Source organism: Sphingopyxis sp., assembly GCF_036675685.1.
In the GTDB taxonomy this organism is placed as follows: domain Bacteria; phylum Pseudomonadota; class Alphaproteobacteria; order Sphingomonadales; family Sphingomonadaceae; genus Sphingopyxis.
This window is the reverse complement of sequence record NZ_JAKFEM010000010.1, coordinates 1-18,851: the sequence shown is the minus strand read 5'-3', so window position 1 is coordinate 18,851 and position 18,851 is coordinate 1. Positions and strand designations below refer to the sequence as shown.

The window sequence follows — 18,851 nt, the reverse complement described above, 5'->3', positions numbered from 1 at the left end:
TTCTCCTCGTTGATGATCGTCAGATGGGTCCGCCGCGACCTCCCGCGACGTTAATGAGTTCGCCGTTGATGAATGCTGCATCGTCGCTGCACAGGAAGGCGGCGGTGGCACCGATCTCCTCCGGCTTGCCCAGCCTTCCTACCAAGGAGAGCTTCGACATGAAGGCGATCTCCGGCTCGGAGCGATTGCGTTTCATGAGCGGAGTCAGGATCGGACCGGGCGCGATGCAGTTCGCGCGGATCGTCGGCGCATGATCGATCGCCAGCGATCGGGTCAGCGCGATGACGCCGCCCTTGGCCGCGACATAGGCGGGGTTGCGGCCCATCCCCGTCACGCCGGCGCCCGACGCGATGTTGACGATCGAACCGCCCCCGGCCGCATCGATCGCCGGGATGGCGGCGCGGCACATCAAAAAGGTCGAGGTCAGGTTGAGGCGGACCCAAAAGTCCCATTCCTCCTCATCGAAATCGACGACTGTCTTGCCCGGCCGGCTTCCGCCCACGACATTCACGAGCAGGTGGAGGGCGCCGAAGCGGTCCGAGGCGAGGGCGACTGCCGCCGCCGCGTCGCGCGCGCGCGTTGCATCTGACACCAATGTTTCGATCATATCGGGTTCAAGGCCCTGCCGCGTATCGGCCAGTCCCGCCTCGTCGACGTCGGTCGCGACGACCTTTGCCCCGCGTTCGACGAACAGCCGCGCGGTCGCTTGCCCGATGCCCGCCGCTGCGCCCGTCACGATCGCCACTTTGCCCGCAAGCTGCATGTCACTCTCCCTTGGCCGGGATATTCCGGACGCACGGATCCACCGCGGAAAAGGCCCCGCGAAATTTCCAGATTGTCCGGGAATCCTTCCCGCATCCTCCGCGACTCTTTGGTCGCTAACATTTATATCTATTATATATTAGAACCCATGTGCAACGCGATATTTGGGCCAACCCATCGCCAGCGCCGCGGCCGCAACCGCGACCGCCGTGACAAGGAAGGCATTGTGAATTCCCATCGTCGCCCGCAGCGGCGTCATGATGAGCGGATTCACGAAATCGGCGATGTAGAGCACGGTGAATTCGAGACCGATGGCGCGCGCGCGCAAATTCGCGGGAACTCGATTGAGCAGGATGCCGCTGATGTGCGGCGGGATCATCCCGCCGCCGCCACCCGCAAGCAACGCTCCGAACGCCAGCATACGGACATCGGTCGAGAAACCGATGATAGCCAGCCCCGTCGCCATCATCACTGTCAGGAATATTTGGGTGCCCCGCTCCCCTAGCCGGGCATAGAAGCGTCCATAAAGGCCGCCGAAAACACCGCCTGCGAGCACGCCTGTGGCGATGACCATCGACCTTGTCAGCGGGCTGTCGACGCCATCCTCGGCCAGCAGGAACGACAGCTGGATCGACGTCATGAAATATCCCACGAACAGAAACATCGCGAGGCCGTAGATCGGCCAGAGCTTCACGAGCGGACGGAGCGACGGGCGCTCTCCCGCGCGCGCAGTTCGCGCCACACCGCGTGGAAGGCCGGCGAGGACCAGGAAGAGGATCACAAAGGCGAAAGCATAGAGCAGGAACGGCGCGCGCCAACCGCCCGATTCGGCCAGAAAACCCGAAAGCAGCAGGCCGCTGACCGCGAAGAACCCTGCGACGGCGCTCTGGTACCCAAGCAGCTTCGCCCTCGCGACACCCTCGAACCAGCTTCCGACGATGACCCCGATCGCCGTTCCCACCTGCGCGACGAAGAAGCCCAGGAAAAAGCGCGATAAGAGGAGGGTCCCGAGGCTCTCGATGAAATAGCCGCTGACCCCGAGCAGCCCGTAGCTCAGAAGTGCAGCAATGAGGACGGGCCGGGCGCCCCACCGCTCGACCGACAGGCCGCCCGCAATTCCCCCGAATATCACCCCGATGGCCGGCATGGTGAGGATCATCTGAGCGGCGAAAGCTCCACCGGTGTTCCCGCCAAAATGATCGGCAATCGAAGGAAGAACCGGCCCAAGCGCTGCGAACATCAACGCCATAAGCGGTGCACCGCCAACCAGCACGAGGCGGGACATTCCGCCTCGCCAGCCTGGAGGAATTGCTACGAATGCAGCTTGTGCCTGTCGATCCATAGTCAATCCTAGATGTCGCACCTGTTCGGCTCGATCCAAATGAAACTCGATCTCGCCTGCAGCACGGTTATGATGCGATCACCCGCCACAGCGCGGGAGAACGTAAAGCCTAGGCATTCGGATTATGGGTGGGACCTGCTCGAAAGATTGATCCAGAGCGGTGCCCGTCGGTTTGCGATTTTGACGTAATCGTTCATCACGCGCTCCTCTCCCCATGTCATTTTATTCTCTGAGAATGAAGACGGTGCAGGCGAAGGACAATTCTGAAACGGGCATAGGAGCGTTTCCAAACGGGCATCCCAAGCGGCCGAATGTGGCTGGGAGTTCGATCAAATTGTTGTGCGTCCGTGATCGCTTCAAAGGGCGATGGGCGATCCCGTTGGCCTGCGACTTAGGCAGAATCTATCGCCGACGCCTTCGCGGGTTCACCATAGTCCACGTCCACCTTCTGGATGCTTTGACTGCCAAGTCGCCTTGGCCAATAAATCACCTCAACAAATCACTTGTCCAAGGCGAATCACTGGTGTTTAAGAGGTCTCGGATTCCCTGTTTGACATTAAAACTGAGCGCCAAAACCGCCTCGGGGCCGCCGCTGGGGCCAAAATTTTATCGAAATCGGATAATTTTTTTCCGTTTCAAATCATAGCTTTACAGCTGCGTTTCCCGCTACCCTCCAGGTCTTCCCGATCTTCAAGGCTATGTTGCAGGCTCGATGCCCAGAAGCTCGACCGTGAACAACAGCGTCGCGCCGCCGGGGATCGGACCCTTGCCGTCCGCGCCATAGGCAATCTGGTAGGGGATGGCGAATTCGACCTTGTCGCCGACCCCCATCAACGCGACGCCCTCCTGCCAGCCCTTGATTACACGATTGAGCGGAAAGGTTGCCGGCTCGCCGCGCCGCACCGAGCTGTCGAATTCGCTGCCGTCGACGAAGGTGCCGACATAATGCACCGTCACATGGTCGGTAGGGCCGGGCCGCGCCCCGCTGCCGGGGCCCGCGATCCGGCGCCAGCGAAGCCCGCTGGGCGTCACATGCCAGCCGTTTGCCCCTTGCCGCTCGGCAAGTGCCGACATCTGGCGGTTGAGCCAGGCTGTCCCCTGCGACGGCACGGCGTCTTTCGTATCCGGCTGTTCGGCGCTGGCGGCGGCAGGAAGACAAAGGGTCAGCACGGCGGCGGTAAACGATAGTCGATGCAATGAAGATGCGCGCATGGTAGCTCCTGTCGATGTGGCCCGCATAGACGCATCGCGCGTGCGGATAGGCAATAACCAAACTTCGCGGCTGCCCCTCGCGTTCGGCGAAAAGAGCCGATTGAAAAAATCGAATGCGGCGGGAACCATCCGGTGCGTGCCGCGTTTCACCCATCTATCTGATCGAAAGAAAAGGTAGAATCTGGCTCTGTCTTCGGACGGAACCTAGGGAAGCCCCGCCGTAGAAATACGACGGGGCTTACCTGTTTCTAGGGTCCTGACTCTAGGCCGGGAACGCCGCGCGAACGCGGCGTTCGAGCACCGCGAGCGGGATGCGCCCGGCGCCGAGCACCACATCGTGGAAGCGTTTGATGTCATAGCCCGGTCGGCGCGACACCTCGTCGCGCACGCGGCTGATCGCGATCTGGCCGACCTTGTACGAACAGGCCTGCCCCGGATAAACGATATAACGGTCGATTTCGGTGCGCGCCGCGGTCGGCGACTGCGACGAGTTCTGGACCATATAGTCGATCGCCTGTTCGCGGCTCCATCCCATCGCGTGGATGCCCGTATCGACCACCAGCCGCGACGCGCGAAAGGCATAGGAGGCGAGATAGCCGATCTTGCCGAGCGGATCGTCCGCATACATGCCAAGCTCATCGGCGACCTGTTCGGCGTAGAGGCCCCAGCCTTCGCCATAAGCGGTGACCGACGCCGCCTGGCGATAGAGCGGCAGCTCGGCATCTTCAAATTTCAATGCGCCCTCGAAGAGATGGCCGGGCGCGCCTTCGTGATAGGCCAATGTGGGCAGCGTATAGCGCGGCCATTCGGCGGTATCGCGCAGGTTGATGAAGAAAATGCCGGGGCGCGAGCCGTCGGGGGTTCCCGCCTGCGCCGATCCGCCGGGCGCGCCGATCTCGATCTCGGGCGGGACGCGGCGGATTTCATAAGGTGCCTTCGGCAGTCGGCTGAACACCTGCGGCAGCTTGGCGCGCACGGTGACGAGCAGGCCGTTCAGGTAAGCGAGCATCTCGGCGCGGCCGGCATCGTTGTTGGCGAAAAGCTGGCCCTCCGCTTTGGAAAGCGCATTCAGCCGATCGCGGATGCTGCCGTCCTTATAGCCCTGTGCTTTCAGCAGCACGTCCATCCGCGATGTGAGATCGGCGACCTGTTCGCGCCCGATGCGATGGATTTCGGCGGCGCTGAGGCGGGTCGTCGTATGCTGCGCGAGGGTCGCGGCATAATAGGCCTCGCCGTCGGGCAGGCGCGCGGCGCCAGCCACCGTCCCGGCGCGGGGCAGCAGGGCGGTCAGCGCGTCGATCTGGCGCGCGAGGCTGGCGCGGATCGGGCCTTCGAAGACCGCCGCCGCGCGTTCGCCATAACCGCTGAGGCCGATGGCGCCGCTTCGCTTCGCGATCGAGGCGACGAGCGTTTTCGCCGCGACATCGCCGCCCTGCAGGCGCGCGAGCTGCTGGAGCGCCTGGTCGAGGATGAAACGCGGCGCAACGACATCCATCGCCGCATTTATCTTCACTATGTCGGTGTCGGCGTCGAGCAGCGCCGGGATCGCCTGAAGCCGCGCCATATAGGCGTCGGCATCGGGCTTGTTCTCGACCGGATGCTGGCTGTCGAGGAACGTGCTGACGCTGGTGTAGAAGCCGCCGAGCTGGGTAACGCCATAGGGGCCCGGGCGGTGCCCGAAACCGCCGGTATGATAGGTGAAGCGCGCCAGCTTCTGGCGCGTCGCGAGGTCGAATTCGGCGCTGTCGTGGGCGATCCGCGCCCCGTCGCCCAGCGTATTGTCCTTGATCGCACGCACCGCGGCGAGGTCGTAGTCGATCTGGCGCGTCCGGGCGGCGCGTGCGGCGGGCGACCAGTCGGGGAATTGCGCGCGCAGCGCCGCGCGGGCGCCCGTATCGATGCCGAGCGACGTCGCGCGGGTCGGATCGTCGCGCAACCCTTGCTCGAACTGCGCGGAGAGCAGCGCGTCGAGGCGCGCATCGGCCGTTTCCCTCGCGGCGACCGGCCCTGCGACGCTCGCGATGGCGAGGCCCCCGATGCCTGCCAATATGGTTCGTCGATCGGGCGCGGTGTCGGTCATGCGATTCTCCCTCCTTTGGGTTCCCGCCGAGCCTAGGGTCGGCGTCGGGCCGCCGCAACAGGCTCGCGGACGGAAAAAAGACCTGCGGTTAGCAGCTTGCATCGTTCCGACGGTCTGCGGGCCGACCCGTCCGACTTTCGCGACGAATGCCGCAAACCGCCCGGATCGATTGGCCGTGACGTTCGTTGGTCGGGTTCCACAGGTGAATATTCCAGCGGATGGAGAATGAAATGAGCATCCTCAAAAAGGCGGCGATCTCTTTGGCGGCACTCTCGATGGTCACGGCACCTGTCGCGGCATCGGCGGCGTCCGCAGCAGCTGGCACCACCAGCGCCGTCTCGATCGCCGACGGTCAAAGCGAGCTCGAAGGAAATTCCAGCTGGATCATCGGTCTTGTCGGCCTGCTCGTCGGTATAGGGGTCATCATCCTGGTCGCCGACAAGGACGACGATTCGCCCATCAGCCCGTAAGCTGGCGCCGCGCGGCTTCACCAAGGGGCTCGAATATCTGCTCCCCGCGCCGCTTGCCGGCAAATGAACGGCGCGGCGCTTCTGCGACATGTTGCGACACTTTTGCGTCGATCCGGCAATTCGCTGGGACAAATGGCGCCTAGAACGCCGTCATCGGGACCAGACCTTTCCCCCGGGAAGGCCCCATGAAGGAGTTCGTACCGTGAAGAAATTTTCTCTTTTGACGCTGGGTGCCGCGCTGGTCGCCGTGCCCGTTCTCGCCGCTCCCGGCGGTGCCGCCAAGGGCGATGCCGACGGCAATGGCGTGCTGACCCGTGCCGAGGCGCAGGCCAGCGCGACGCAGATGTTCGCCAAAATGGACGCGAACAAGGACGGCAAGCTCGACGCCGCCGACCGCACCGCCCAGCACGCCGAGCGGCATGCCAAGATGTTCGCCAGCCTCGATGCCGACGGCAATGGCAGCATCAGCAAGGCCGAATGGGACCAGCACAGCGCCGATCGCGCCGAAAAGCGCGCCGAACGCGGTGAAAAGCGTGCCGCCGCCGGTGAAGCCGGCGAAGGCAAGCGCGACGTCATGCGCGGCCATCACGGCAAGCGCGGCGGTCACCATGGCATGGGCAGCCGCATGATGGGCAAGGCCGATACCGACGGCGACAAGGCGATCAGCCAGGCCGAGTTCCAGACCGCGGCGCTCGCCCGTTTCGACGCCGCCGATGCGAACAAGGATGGTCAGGTGACCGCCGAGGAACGCAAGGCGCAGCGCGGCGAATGGCGCGCCAAGCGCGGCGTGGCACCGGCTGCGCCCACGGGCGAATAAGCCCTTGGCCGGAACTGGCGGCAAGGGCAGGCACTCCCCCCTCCCAGCATTGCCTTTGCCGCTGGTCCCTGCCAGCACGGTATCGCCCATCGGCCTACGGGTCGGTGGGCGAACCTGCATGTTCGATGGACAAGAGATGACCGACAGCGACACACCCCGTATCCTGCTGATCGATGACGAGCCGTCGATCCGCGAACCGCTGGCCGAATATCTGACTGCGCAGGGATTTGCCGTGACCGACGCCGCGAGCGCCGCCGAAGCGCGGTCGGTGCTGCGCGCGCAGGGCATCGACCTGGTCGTCAGCGACATCATGATGCCCGGCGAGGACGGCCTGTCGCTGACCCGCCATTTGCGCGAGACGAGCAGTATTCCCGTCATCCTGCTGACCGCGCGCGCCGAGGATACCGAACGGATCATCGGGCTGGAAATCGGTGCCGACGATTATGTCGTCAAACCCTTTAACCCGCGCGAGCTGGTCGCGCGCATCCGCACCGTGCTGCGCCGGACGCAGCAGGGCGGCCGCGCGCTCGACCCCGGCGGCACCTGCTATGCCTTTGGCGACTGGGTGCTACGCGAAGTCGAACGCGTACTCGTCGACAATGAGGGGAATGAGGTCGCGCTGTCGTCGGGCGAATATCATCTGCTCCATGCGCTCGTTCGCCATCCGCGCCAGGTGATGAGCCGCGACCGCCTGCTCGACCTCGTGCGCGGGCGCGAGGCCGATATTTTCGACCGCGCGATCGACAATCTGGTCAGCCGGCTGCGCAAGAAGATCGAGGTCGACGCCGCGCATCCGCAGATCGTCAAGACGGTGTGGGGCGGGGGCTATACGCTCGCTTGCGAAGTGAAGCGGATGGGTCCCGCCGCGTGAAACTGCGTCTGTGGCCCAAGAGCCTGATCGGGCAACTCGTCTTTGCCGTTGCGGTGATGCTGTTCGCCGCGCAGGCGATCAACTTCGCGCTGCTCGTGCGCGGGCAAAAGCAACAGACGCTGGCGCACGGCGGCGGCATGGCGGTGGCGCGGATCATCGATGCGATCGATCGCGACCGGCGGGGCGATTTCGGGAGGCGGCCCGGCAATCGCCATGACGATCGGGACGATCACGAAAGGCTGCAAAAGCTGGTTATTTCCGACCAGCCAGTGCCGTTTCCGACTGGCGCGGTCCGGCTGCCCGAGCTTGCCGGCTATGTCGCAGACCTGCTGAACGAAGCCGATGTCCGGGCCGAAGCGGTCGATGCCTGGGCCCTGCCGCAGCGGCCGCGGCTGAAGCGCGCCAATTTCCCGGGCCGCGCGGTGATCGTCACGGCCAAGGTCGATGGCAGCTATTTCGCGGTGCGGAGCCGGATTCCGACCGGCGGCAACCGGTTGCAGGGGTTTCTGGTCTGGCAAACCTTGTCGCTTTACCTGCTCTTGCTCGTCCCGATCATGCTGATCGCTTGGCACGCGGCGCGGCCGCTGCGCGACCTGACGCGCGCGGTGCGGGCCAATCCGGCGCTGCGCGATGCCGCCCCGCTCGAGGAAGAGGGGCCATCGGACGTGCGCGAGCTGATCGGCGCCTTCAACGCCTATCGCACGCGGATCGCGACGATGCTGTCGGACAAGGACCGGATGCTCGGCGCGGTCGGCCACGACCTGCGCACCCCGCTCGCCAGCCTGCGCGTGCGCGTCGAGCAGGTCGACGACGACGGGCTGCGCGACAAGATGATCGCGAGCATCGACGAAATGACCGCGATGCTCACCGACATATTGGCGCTCGCGCGGTCGGGCGCAGGGACCGAGGCGCCGGTGCGCGTCGGGCTTCGCGCGCTGGTGGGCGAACTGGCGGCCGATTATCGCGAACGCGGCAAGGATGTTGCGATTGCCGAGGTCGCCGACGCCGATGTGCTGGCGCGGCCGATGCTGCTCAAGCGCGCGCTGCGCAATCTTGCGGACAATGCCGTTGCTTATGGGGTGCGGGCGCGGCTGTCGGTTGCGATCGATGGTGCTCAGGCGCGGATCGTCGTATCGGACGATGGCCCCGGCCTGACCGGCGAGCAGATTCGGACACTGGTCGAACCCTTCGCGCGCGGCGAACAATCGCGCAACCGCGCAACCGGCGGCGCCGGGCTGGGCCTGTCGATCGCGCGCGATATTGCCGAGAGCGAGGGCGGGGCATTGACGCTGGAAAATCGCGACGGCGGCGGGCTCGATGCGGTGATTACGCTGCTGAAACTTGATTAAGCCCCTCCTCTGAAGAGGAGGGATTGGAATGTCAGGCGTAGATTGCGATCCCCTGGCTCCCGCTGAGCACCGGTTCGCCGGCGCGGTTCCACAGCATCATATCCTGCACCGAAAAACCGCCGCGCGCATAGCCCGTCTTCGCTGACAGCAACCACCAGCCATCGTCGGTTTTGGGTGCGCCGGTGAGCATGTTCACGGTCCAGTTCATGGAGCTGATCGGACCGAATTCGCTGAACAGCGCCATCGCGGCGGGAGGCAGCGCATCGCCCATCGCGAGCAGCGCGACAGCGGGATGGCACGCGGGCTCCTCGACGAAACGAACCCAGGTCAGATATTCGCCGACATCGCTTTTCCAGCCGAAGCGCGGGCCGGTGGTGGGGCGCATATCGAAATGGCGGACGAAAGGCGGGCGGGCGTGATGCTCGGGAACCGGCGCGAGTGTCTCCGGATCGGGCGCGTCGGGCATGCGCAAGCGATTGTGGTCGAGGTGGCTCGTCCGGTCGCCCGAGAAGGCGAACACCGCGGCGGTGCCGAAGCCCGCGTCGCTCGACACCCCGGCGTCGACGAAGAGGCTCGATTTCGACTGGCGCAGCACGCGCGTCGAGACGGTGCAGTCGCCGCCGACCGGGCCGACAAAACTGACCTGGGCATAGCGCAGCGGGGTCTCGGTCGGATGGAGCGCCATCGTGCCCGCGAGCGCGACCGCCGAGCTGATCCCGCCGTAAGCGGTGCGGCCCTGCATCCATCCTTCGTCGATATGGGCGGTTGCCACGCCCTCTTCGGTGCGCAGCGTGGAGAGGAGAATGTCAAGGGCACTGGGGGAGGGAGAATTCATATCAGCCGTTTCATTGCAAAAACTCCGTTCGCCCTGAATTTGTCGAAGGGCCGTTTTCTCTTCTGCAAGATTGAAGAGAAGGTCGGTGCTTCGACAAGCTCAGCACAAACGGAAGAGAAGTTAGCTCTCGATCTGGAAAGTCAGCCCGGCATGTTCGGTCAGTCGCTCGATCAGCGCATCGCCGAGCAGCGCGCCCGGCGTCCACACGCCGCCGTCGCCCTTGTTCGCGAGCAGCGCGATGCCGGTTTCGGCGAGCATCTTCGACGTCGAGCCATAGCCGGGGTCGCGGTCGCCCTGGACGCTCGCTCGTACGCTCGTGCCGTCGGGATATTCGCCGACGAAGAGGATGTCGTAGAAGCCGTTTTCGCGCTCTTCCTTGCTGGGGCCTTCGCCGGGCTGGAGCTTGGACTCGCCGAACGGATTTGCCTTGGCGATCGCCTCGGCCATCGCCTTGCCCGCATCGCCGATCGTCGTCATCATCATCTCGTCATAGACAAGATCCTCACCCCACGCGTGCCCCAGAAGGAAGTTGGTGCGGTGGACATTTTTGGTGTTGATCGCCGCCATGACGAAGGGCGCGGTCCAGGTGCCGGTCGCGCTGTCATATTCCGGGATCAGGCCGGTCGGCTGCGACGGCCCTTCGAAGCCGGGGGTGAGCGCGAAGCTCGATTTGAGCAGCAGCGCGAGCGAGGGTTTCTTCGCGACGGCTTTTAGGGTTTCGGTGAGGCTGGCGATGGTGCCGCCCGACGCGCCGCCTGCCATCTTGCGCACACGGCCCTTGACGCGCGGCGCGGGCTTCCCGTGGCGTTTGACCGCTTCGGCCTGGAGGAAATGGACCCCGAGGTCGAAGGGGATGGAGTCGAACCCGCAACTGAAGGTGATGCGTGCACCCGATGCCTTCGCCGCATCCTGATGCTCGTCGATCATCTCGCGCATCCACCCGGGTTCACCGCACAGATCGGCGTAGGCGGTGCCGGCTTTCACGCACGCCGCGACGAGCGGCGCGCCATAAAGCTGGTAAGGGCCGACGGTGGTCAGGATGACCTTGGCCCGCGCCGCCATCGCGTCGAGGCTGGCGGGATCGCTCGCATCGGCGACGACGAGCGGGATGTCCTTCGGCGCGCCGATCAGGTCACGGACTTCGGCAAGCTTTTCCGCGCTGCGCCCCGCCATCGCCCATTTCGGCGCGTTCTTGCGGCCGGCATAATGTTGCACCAGATATTCGGCGACAAGCCGGCCGGTGAAGCCGGTCGCGCCATAGACGACGATGTCGAACTCGCGGGCCGCGGCCATGGTATCCTCCCTTTACGTAAACGTTAAGTAGAAGCTAGCGCAGGCAGCGAAGCTTGCCAAGCGCGAAGGTCTAGCGACTCCAGAAAGGGCGCTTCCTGACGACGGTCGGCGCGCCCACGGCCTCCGCCCGGCCCTCGGCGCGCGCGGCGCGCAATTCCGCTTCGGTCGCATGCTGCTCCGCCTTGTGTGCCGCCAGTTCGTCGCGGCGTCGTGCACGCAACGCGTCGTAACTCCAGCGCGTATGGCCATAGCCGAAGAGGCAGAGGAGGCCGCCCGCGATCGCCAGATTCTTCATCGCCGCCATCGCCTGAACCGGATCGGTGAATTCGCGGTGGAAGAAGAGGATGGTGGCGAGGACAAAGCCCGCGAGCAGGATCGACACCAGCCGGACCGCGATACCGAGTGCGATGCAGATGCCCGCGATCAGTTCGAACAGGCCGATCGGGATGGCGAGCCCGCTGGGCAGGCCCGAGGCGGCAATCATGGCGCTGGTGTCACTGACATGGATCAGCTTGTTGATCCCCGACACGATGAAAATCACGGCGATGAACAGGCGCCCGATAAAGACGGCAAGCATGGACATGGACTATCCTCCACAACAGGCCCCGTCCGCTTGTCCCTTCAGGACGCGCCGGAGCGTGGGAGGTTCCGCGTCACAGCTTGGGCAGGGTGACGCCCTTTTGCCCCATATATTTGCCCGCGCGGTCGGCATAGCTCGTCTCGCACGGCTCATTGCCTTGCAGGAACAGGAACTGGCAGGCGCCTTCGTTGGCGTAAATCTTGGCGGGCAGGGGGGTGGTGTTCGAAAACTCGAGCGTGACATGGCCTTCCCAGCCGGGTTCGAGCGGGGTGACGTTCACGATGATGCCGCAGCGCGCATAGGTCGACTTACCGAGGCAGATGACCAAAACATCGCGTGGAATGCGGAAATATTCGACCGTGCGCGCCAAGGCAAAGCTGTTCGGCGGGATGATGCAGACGTCGGTTTCGCGGTCGACGAAATTCTTGGGATCGAAGTTCTTGGGATCGACCGTCGTCGAATCGATGTTCGTGAAAATCTTGAACTCGGGCGCGACGCGCGCGTCATAGCCGTAGGAGGAGAGGCCGTAGCTGATGCAGCCATCGCGGCGCTGCGCCTCCACAAAAGGTTCGATCATGCCCTGCGTCTGGGCGGCTTCGCGAATCCAGCGGTCGGAAAGAATGGCCATGGCGCTGTCTTGTCGGCGTGCGCGCTTTTTCGCAAGCGGTCAGTCGGGGACGAGGCCCAGATCCTTGGGGCCGAAGGCGGCGGGCAGCAATTGGCTCAGTCTGTAGGTCCTGATTTCCTTGCCGTCGCCCGAAGCGCAATGGACGAGAATGTCGGTTTTCGATCGCTCGGCAGCTTCATTGAGTATCTGGCGGCAACGGCCGCACGGATTGACCGGATCGGTCCCGAGTAGCGCGTCCCCGTCGGGGCGACCGCCGACGATCGCGACTTCGGAAAGCTCACCGATCCAGCCTTCGTTGGCGATCTTGGCCACTGCCGCGGTTTCGGCGCAGAGCGTCAGTCCATAGCTCGCATTTTCGACGTTCGCTCCGGTGACGACATCGCCATTCTTGAGCAGCAGCGCAGCGCCGACATGAAAGCCCGAATAGGGTGCATAGGCACGGCTTGCGGCATCACGCGCGGCGTCGATCAGCGCATCGCGGGTTTCGGTCATCATTGCTCTCCTTGCGGGCGCAGCACATTCCAGCCGACGGTGCCGTCGGCGCCCGACAGGCGGATATAGTCGTTGGCCTGCCACATCGCCCAGGGGTGCGCGCCATAATCGGGTGCGAAGAAATCGCGGCGCAGCCAGGTGGTGCGCGCGATCCCCTGCGTCACCTTGTAATCGGCCTCGAACGCCGGGCCGGGGGCGATCAGGCTGCGCTTGCCCATATGCGCCTCGATCTGCGCGAGGAAGGTCGCGAGTTCGGAGAGCAGCAGCGCGCGCGTCGGCCGGTCGGGACAGCGGTCGTCATAGTCGAGCCAGACGACGGCCGGCAGCGCGTCGGTCCGGCGCGGGACATGGCGGATGAAATTGGCGGCCTGATCGGTCGCAAGCTTGCAGAGGCTGTAGCGATGGATCGCGCCGGTCTGGATGCCCGCCTCGCGGGCTGCGCTCATGTTGCGGGCGAACTTCGGGTCGATGCCGCCGGTGCCATCGGTCGCCATTGCATAGGCGAAATCGGCGCCCGCCGCCTTGATCGACCCCCAATGGACGTCGCCATTGCCGGCGTCGACGGTCACGCCCTGCGTCGGATATTGCGTACGGTCGGGCGTCCAGCGCGCGGCCCACCAGAGCGCGATGCCCGCGGCGAGCAGCAGCAGGACCGCGATACCGACGACGCGCCGGACCATGCGCGCGATCGCGCCGCGCCAGTCGCTCCCCGGTTTTGCCGGTCGTCCGCCCTTGACCGCCCCCGTCGCCATGCTCAACCCTTGATATGAAGGACGCAGATCAGCGTGAACAACCGCCGCGCCGTGTCGAAATCGACCGCAATCTTGCCGTCGAGCCGGTCCATCAGCATCTCGGCCGCCTCATTATGCAGGCCGCGGCGCGCCATGTCGACCGTCTCGATCTGCTGCGCGGTCGATGTCTTGATCGCCTGATAATAGCTGTCGCAAATCGCGAAATAGTCGCGGATCGGGCGACGAAAACGCCCGAGACCGAGGATGATCGCCTCGAGCGGCGAACCATCCTCGCGCGAAATTTCGAAGATCAGCCGGCCTTCCTCGACGCGCAGCATCAGGCGGTAGGGGCCAGCGTAACCGTCCTCATGGCCGCGCTGCGGCACGAACTTGTTATCCTCGATCAGATCGAAGATCGCGACGCGCCGTTCCTGCTCGACGTCGGGATTGCGCCAGACGATCGAACCCTCGTCGAGTTCGACCGAAATGATCCGTTGTTTCGAGGGGTCTGCGTGGCTCATGCTGGAAGTGCTTCTACTTTGACGCGCCCGAAGGGCAAGGGGGCGACTTATCCCGAAACAATCCACAGGCGCATCGTGGCGCGCGGGATGAGAGTTGCACCTGCAAGGAGGAGCGCGCATGATCGAAAACATGCTTGATGTTGCTCGACTTCCGACCCCGGTTAACGCCGGGGATGACCGCCAATTACCCCGAAATATCGAGGCCGAGGCTGCGTTTCTCGGCGCGATCCTGATCGACAATCGAGTCGTCGAGGATCTGCCCGTCGCGCTCACCCCCGATCATTTTTTCGAGCCGCTGCACGGCCGCATTTTCCAGCAGACGATGGCGTTGATCGAGCGCAACAGCATCGCGACTCCCGTGACGCTGAAGCCATTCTTCGAAGCGGACGAAGCGATGAAGGCGGTCGGCGGTCCGGGCTATCTGGCGCAGCTGACCGGCAGCGGCGCGGGCCTGATCGGCGCGCGCGATTTTGCACGACAGATTTTCGACCTCGCGCTGCTGCGCGAGCTCGTCGGCGTCGGCCGGGTGCTCGTCGACAACGCCCTCGACACCAGCGAGCGCGTCGACCCGCAGTCGCAGATCGAGGAGGCCGAAACCGCGCTCTACCGCGTCGCGGGCGGCGAGGCCGAAATGGGGACGGTCAAGAGCTTCAACCAGGCGAGCCTGACGGCGCTGCAAGCGGCCGAGCGCGCGCTCAATTCGGGCGGGCACCTGTCGGGGATCACGACCGGCATCGGGAGCATGAATGCCAAGATCGGCGGCATGCACAATTCGGATTTGATGATCCTTGCGGGGCGTCCGGGCATGGGCAAGACCTCGCTCGCGACCAACATCGCGTACAACGCAGCCGAGCGCTTTCGCCGCGACGAGGACGACGGCATCCCGCCCGAAAAGAATATGGGCGCGAAGGTCGCCTTTTTCAGCCTCGAAATGTCGGCGGACCAGCTCGCGACGCGCGTGCTCGCCGAACAATCGGGCGTGTCGGGCGAGGCGCTGCGCATGGGAAAGATCAGCAAGGAGCAGTTCCAGCAGCTCAGCCGCGCCGCGCAGCAGCTCCAGACGCTGCCGCTGTTTATCGACGACACGCCGGGCCTGACGATCGCGGGCCTCCGCACCCGCGCGCGACGCCTGCAGCGCCGCCACGGCATTGGCTTCATCGTCGTCGACTATTTGCAGCTGCTCCAGGGCACATCGAAAAGCGGCGACAATCGCGTCCAGGAAATCTCGGAAATTTCGCGTGGTTTGAAGACGCTGGCGAAGGAACTTCATGTTCCCGTGATGGCGCTGTCGCAGCTCAGCCGCGCGGTCGAAAGCCGTGAGGACAAGCGTCCGCAGCTGTCCGACCTTCGCGAATCGGGCTCGATCGAGCAGGACGCCGACATGGTGTTCTTCGTGTTCCGCGAGGATTATTATGTCGCGGCGAAGGAGCCCAAACGCCCGATTGAAGGCGATGATGTGAAGATTCACGCGGCGCACGAGGAATGGGCTGCCGAAATGGAGCGCGTCTTCGGTCTTGCCGAAGTGATTGTCGCGAAATCGCGTCACGGCTCGACTGGCAAGATACGCATGCACTTCGAGGCGAAGACGACCAAGTTCAGCGATCTCGCCGACGACAGCATGGCGTTTGAGGATTATGAGTGAGGGGTGATCCCCGACACCGTTCGCCCTGAGCTTGTCGAAGGGCTGTTCTTTCTCCAAACCTCGAATAGAAAGACGGTGCTTCGACAAGCTCAGCACGAACGGGTGTTGGTGCTTTTCTTTAGAACGCCGGATCGTTCGCCGGATCGTCGTCGATCGGCGTCACCACTTCGTGGATGCCGCATTCGGTCTTGTCCCAGCCGCGCCAGCGGCCCGAGCGCGGGTCTTCGCCGGGCTGGACTTTCGACGTGCACGGCGAGCAGCCGATCGACGGATAGCCTTCGGCCTCGAGCGGGTGACGCGGCAGATCGTGCGCCGCGAAATAGGCGTCGAGGTCGGCGCGCGTCCAGTTGGCGAGCGGGTTGAATTTCAGCCGGCCAGTGTTGCCGTCGAGTTCGAAGCGCGGCAGGCCCTGGCGCGTCGACGACTGGAAACCCTTGCGCCCGGTGATCGACGTATCGAACCCGGCCATCGCCTTTTCGAGCGGCTTCACCTTGCGGATTTCGCAGCAGCCGTCGGGGTCGTAGGACCAGCGCAGTTCGGTCGCATCCTTGGCGGCCAAATCCTCTGGGTCGGGGGTCAAATTGACGATGTTGAGCCCCAGCCGCGCCGCAAGCGTATCGCGATAGGCGAGCGTTTCGGGGAAATGCTTGCCGGTGTCGAGGAACAGCACCGGCATGTCGGGCGCGACCCGGCTCACCAGATGCAGCAGCACCGCGCTTTCAGCACCAAAGCTCGACACGATCGCGGTTTCGCCGAGCAGTCCCGCGCCGATTACGCTCGTCACAACCTCGGCGGCGTCCTGGCCGCGAAAGAGGTTGTTGAGGCGGATGACATCGGCCTGCGTGAAACGCGGCGCCACGTCGATCCGGTCGCGGGTGCGGTCGTGCGGAGAGGTTTTCACGTCAGCCATGCCTCAGCTTCCAGATTGGCACCGCGCCGTCGGCGGCGCCCTGATAATGTTCGGGCCAGCGCGCGAGAGCGGCTTCGACATCGGCGGGATTTAGGGCCTTTTCGGGCGCGAAACTGTCGAAGCCGCAGCGTTTCAAATAGGCGATCTGGTCGACCAGAACGTCGCCCTGCGCGCGCAATTCGCCCGCATAGCCCGCTTCGCGCAGGATGCGCGCCGACGAATAGCCGCGGCCATCGCGGAATTTCGGGAAGGCGACCTCGATCAGCGCGAGCCGGTCAAGGTGCGGGATCAGCGCGCGCGCATCCTCATCGGACTCGAGCCGGACCGCGGTCGCGTTCGATTGCGAGAGGAAAGCGTCGAGCGTGACGCAGGGTTCCTCGCCGTCGCTGTGCAGATGCTCAACCATAGATCGCCTCCTTGAAGGGGGCCATGCCGACGCGGCGGAAGGTGTCGACGAAGCGCTCGCCTTCGGTTCGTTCGGCGAGATATTTGTCGGTCACGCGCTCGATCGCGTCGACGATGCCGTCCTCGTCGAAACCGGGGCCGGTGATCGTGCCGAGGCTGACGTCCTCTGCCCCCGATCCGCCGAGCAAAAGCTGGTAGTTTTCAGTGCCTTTGCGGTCGACGCCGAGGATGCCGATATGGCCGGCATGGTGGTGGCCGCAGGCGTTGATGCAGCCCGAAATCTTGAGCTTGAGTTCGCCCAGATCGCGCTGCCGCGCCGGATCGGCAAAGCGCTGCGCGATCTTCTGCGCGACCGGGATCGAGCGCGCGTTGGCGAGGCTGCAATAATCGAGCCCGGGGCAGGCGATGATGTCGCTGATGAGGTCGAGGTTCGCCGCCCCGAGCCCCGCTTCGTCGAGCGCCTGCCAGATCGTATGGAGGTCGGCCTTGCGGACGTGCGGCAGCACGATGTTCTGCGCGTGGGTGACGCGCAGCTCGTCGTGGCTGTATTTCTCCGCGAGGTCGGCCATCAGGTCGATCTGCGCCGATGACGCGTCGCCGGGGATGCCGCCGACGGGCTTCAGGCTGATGTTGACGATCGCATGGCCCGGCACCTTGTGCGCGGCGACATTCTGGTCGACCCAGACCGCGAAGTCGGGATCGCTGCGGTCGATCGCATCGGGCGCCGAAGCGTCGAGCGGCGGCAGCGCGAACTGCGCGGCGATGCGGTCGAACTCGGCCTTGGGCGGGTCGATACCCAGCGATTTCACATGGACGAATTCTTCGTCGACTTGGCGGCGATATTCGTCGGCGCCCAGCTCGTGGATCAGGATCTTGATCCGCGCCTTGTAGATATTGTCGCGGCGGCCGTAGCGATTGTAGACGCGCAGGCACGCCTCGGTGTAGCTCAGCAAATCGTCGAGCGGCACAAAGTCCTTGATCAGCGGCGCGATCATCGGGGTGCGGCCCATGCCGCCGCCGACGTAGAAAGCGGCGCCGTGCTGACCGTCCTTCTCGACGATCTGGATGCCGATGTCGTGGAGGCGCATCGCGGCGCGATCCTCGTCGGCTGCGATCACGGCAATTTTGAACTTGCGCGGCAAATAGCTGAATTCGGGGTGAAAGCTCGACCATTGGCGGAGCAGCTCGGCCCATGGGCGCGGATCGGTGATTTCGTCGGCGGCGGCGCCGGCCCACTGGTCCGAGCTGATGTTGCGAATGCAATTGCCGCTCGTCTGGATCGCGTGCATTTCGACCGAAGCAAGGTCGGCGAGGATCGCGGGCGCATCCTCCAGCTTGATCCAGTTATACTGGATATTCTGGCGCGTGGTGAAATGGCCGTAATCGCGGTCGTACTTGCGCGCGATGTGCGCGAGCATGCGCATCTGTCGGCTGTCGAGCGTCCCGTAAGGCACCGCGACGCGCAGCATATAGGCGTGGAGCTGGAGATAGAGGCCGTTCATCAGCCGCAGCGGCTTGAATTGGTCCTCGGTGATCTCGCCCGCGAGGCGGCGGCGCACCTGATCACTAAACTCGGCGACGCGTGCATCGACCATCGCATGGTCATATTCGTCATATTTGTACATGTCAGATCACCCAGTCGCCGGCCGCGGGATCGGCGGGTTTCAAAGTCAGGTCGGGGCGCACCGTCGGGCCGAGTGCGCGGATGCGGTCCTTGATATGCGCGGGGCGGGGGCCTTCGGGGGTTGCCTCGCCGCTGATGATATAGGGGGCGTTGACGCGGCGGGCGCCTTCCTCGGCGGCGAGGATCGCCTCGCCATGCTCGCCGACGTCGGCGGCGTCCTCGATATGGAGCGACCAGTCGCTGCCGGTCCACCAGGTGACAAATCCTGTTTTCAGGTCATTGCCCGT

Annotated in this window: 20 protein-coding genes; 5 read left to right on the top strand and 15 right to left on the bottom strand. The window is 64.5% G+C overall.

Annotated features, from left to right (window positions below):
- Positions 1-19 precede the first annotated feature (19 nt).
- The 4 genes from V6M50_RS05200 to V6M50_RS05185 form a co-directional block, all read right to left on the bottom strand.
- Positions 20-763 carry an SDR family NAD(P)-dependent oxidoreductase gene (locus V6M50_RS05200; protein WP_332817488.1) on the bottom strand — a complete coding sequence of 248 codons (744 nt, stop codon included), beginning with the start codon at positions 761-763 and terminating at the stop codon, positions 20-22.
- A gap of 138 nt (positions 764-901) precedes the next feature.
- Entirely contained in the window at positions 902-2,002 is a 1,101-nt protein-coding gene (locus V6M50_RS05195; RefSeq protein ID WP_332817559.1) for an MFS transporter, read from the bottom strand.
- A 798-nt stretch (positions 2,003-2,800) separates the two neighbouring features.
- Positions 2,801-3,274 carry an FKBP-type peptidyl-prolyl cis-trans isomerase gene (locus V6M50_RS05190; protein ID WP_332817487.1) on the bottom strand — a complete coding sequence of 158 codons (474 nt, stop codon included), beginning with the start codon at positions 3,272-3,274 and terminating at the stop codon, positions 2,801-2,803.
- 304 nt (positions 3,275-3,578) lie between these two features.
- Positions 3,579-5,396 (bottom strand): DUF885 domain-containing protein, encoded by a 1,818-nt coding sequence (locus tag V6M50_RS05185; protein ID WP_332817486.1) that lies wholly within the window; start codon positions 5,394-5,396, stop codon positions 3,579-3,581.
- 230 nt (positions 5,397-5,626) lie between these two features.
- Here V6M50_RS05185 and V6M50_RS05180 point away from each other — a divergent pair, with 230 nt between their 5' ends.
- The 4 genes from V6M50_RS05180 (at position 5,627) to V6M50_RS05165 (ending at position 8,903) form a co-directional block, all read left to right on the top strand.
- Complete coding sequence (locus V6M50_RS05180; protein WP_332817485.1) at positions 5,627-5,866, top strand: hypothetical protein; 240 nt, start codon at positions 5,627-5,629, stop codon at positions 5,864-5,866.
- 202 nt (positions 5,867-6,068) lie between these two features.
- The gene (locus tag V6M50_RS05175; RefSeq protein ID WP_332817484.1) at positions 6,069-6,683 is read left to right on the top strand and encodes an EF-hand domain-containing protein; all 615 of its coding nucleotides are present in this window, start codon (positions 6,069-6,071) and stop codon (positions 6,681-6,683) included.
- A 136-nt stretch (positions 6,684-6,819) separates the two neighbouring features.
- On the top strand, positions 6,820-7,554 hold the full coding sequence (locus V6M50_RS05170) for a response regulator (RefSeq protein ID WP_332817483.1): 735 nt from the start codon (positions 6,820-6,822) through the stop codon (positions 7,552-7,554).
- Positions 7,551-8,903 carry a sensor histidine kinase gene (locus V6M50_RS05165; RefSeq protein WP_332817482.1) on the top strand — a complete coding sequence of 451 codons (1,353 nt, stop codon included), beginning with the start codon at positions 7,551-7,553 and terminating at the stop codon, positions 8,901-8,903. The genes V6M50_RS05170 and V6M50_RS05165 overlap by 4 nt, the downstream gene beginning before the upstream one ends.
- Positions 8,904-8,934: 31 nt before the next feature.
- On the opposite strand, the gene V6M50_RS05160 is transcribed toward V6M50_RS05165, so the two are convergent.
- The 7 genes from V6M50_RS05160 to V6M50_RS05130 all read right to left on the bottom strand — a co-directional run bounded on the left by V6M50_RS05160 (position 8,935) and on the right by V6M50_RS05130 (position 13,983).
- Positions 8,935-9,738 (bottom strand): acyl-CoA thioesterase, encoded by an 804-nt coding sequence (locus tag V6M50_RS05160; RefSeq protein WP_332817481.1) that lies wholly within the window; start codon positions 9,736-9,738, stop codon positions 8,935-8,937.
- Between the two features lie 120 nt (positions 9,739-9,858).
- A complete protein-coding gene (locus V6M50_RS05155) occupies positions 9,859-11,031 on the bottom strand; it encodes a saccharopine dehydrogenase family protein (protein WP_332817480.1) in 1,173 nt (390 codons plus the stop codon).
- A gap of 70 nt (positions 11,032-11,101) precedes the next feature.
- Positions 11,102-11,614 carry a DoxX family protein gene (locus V6M50_RS05150; protein ID WP_332817479.1) on the bottom strand — a complete coding sequence of 171 codons (513 nt, stop codon included), beginning with the start codon at positions 11,612-11,614 and terminating at the stop codon, positions 11,102-11,104.
- Positions 11,615-11,684: 70 nt separating this feature from the next.
- Positions 11,685-12,239 carry a dCTP deaminase gene (gene dcd, locus V6M50_RS05145; RefSeq protein ID WP_332817478.1) on the bottom strand — a complete coding sequence of 185 codons (555 nt, stop codon included), beginning with the start codon at positions 12,237-12,239 and terminating at the stop codon, positions 11,685-11,687.
- A 39-nt stretch (positions 12,240-12,278) separates the two neighbouring features.
- Positions 12,279-12,731 carry a cytidine deaminase gene (locus V6M50_RS05140; protein WP_332817558.1) on the bottom strand — a complete coding sequence of 151 codons (453 nt, stop codon included), beginning with the start codon at positions 12,729-12,731 and terminating at the stop codon, positions 12,279-12,281.
- A complete protein-coding gene (locus tag V6M50_RS05135; protein WP_332817477.1) occupies positions 12,731-13,483 on the bottom strand; it encodes a glycoside hydrolase family 25 protein in 753 nt (250 codons plus the stop codon). Before V6M50_RS05135 ends, V6M50_RS05140 begins: the two co-directional genes overlap by 1 nt.
- A gap of 2 nt (positions 13,484-13,485) precedes the next feature.
- Positions 13,486-13,983 (bottom strand): UPF0262 family protein, encoded by a 498-nt coding sequence (locus tag V6M50_RS05130; protein WP_332817476.1) that lies wholly within the window; start codon positions 13,981-13,983, stop codon positions 13,486-13,488.
- 130 nt (positions 13,984-14,113) lie between these two features.
- On the opposite strand from V6M50_RS05130, the gene V6M50_RS05125 reads away from it, so the two are divergent.
- Positions 14,114-15,625, top strand: a complete 1,512-nt coding sequence (locus tag V6M50_RS05125; RefSeq protein WP_332817557.1) for a replicative DNA helicase — start codon at positions 14,114-14,116, stop codon at positions 15,623-15,625.
- 118 nt (positions 15,626-15,743) lie between these two features.
- On the opposite strand, the gene V6M50_RS05120 is transcribed toward V6M50_RS05125, so the two are convergent.
- The 4 genes from V6M50_RS05120 to V6M50_RS05105 form a co-directional block, all read right to left on the bottom strand.
- The gene (locus V6M50_RS05120) at positions 15,744-16,535 is read right to left on the bottom strand and encodes a phosphoadenylyl-sulfate reductase (protein WP_332817475.1); all 792 of its coding nucleotides are present in this window, start codon (positions 16,533-16,535) and stop codon (positions 15,744-15,746) included.
- A complete protein-coding gene (locus V6M50_RS05115) occupies positions 16,528-16,941 on the bottom strand; it encodes a DUF934 domain-containing protein (protein ID WP_332817474.1) in 414 nt (137 codons plus the stop codon). The genes V6M50_RS05120 and V6M50_RS05115 overlap by 8 nt, the downstream gene beginning before the upstream one ends.
- The gene (locus V6M50_RS05110) at positions 16,934-18,565 is read right to left on the bottom strand and encodes a nitrite/sulfite reductase (RefSeq protein WP_332817473.1); all 1,632 of its coding nucleotides are present in this window, start codon (positions 18,563-18,565) and stop codon (positions 16,934-16,936) included. The genes V6M50_RS05115 and V6M50_RS05110 overlap by 8 nt, the downstream gene beginning before the upstream one ends.
- Position 18,566: 1 nt before the next feature.
- A partial coding sequence (locus V6M50_RS05105) for a DUF2849 domain-containing protein (RefSeq protein ID WP_332817472.1) occupies positions 18,567-18,851 on the bottom strand: 285 nt, incomplete at its 5' end.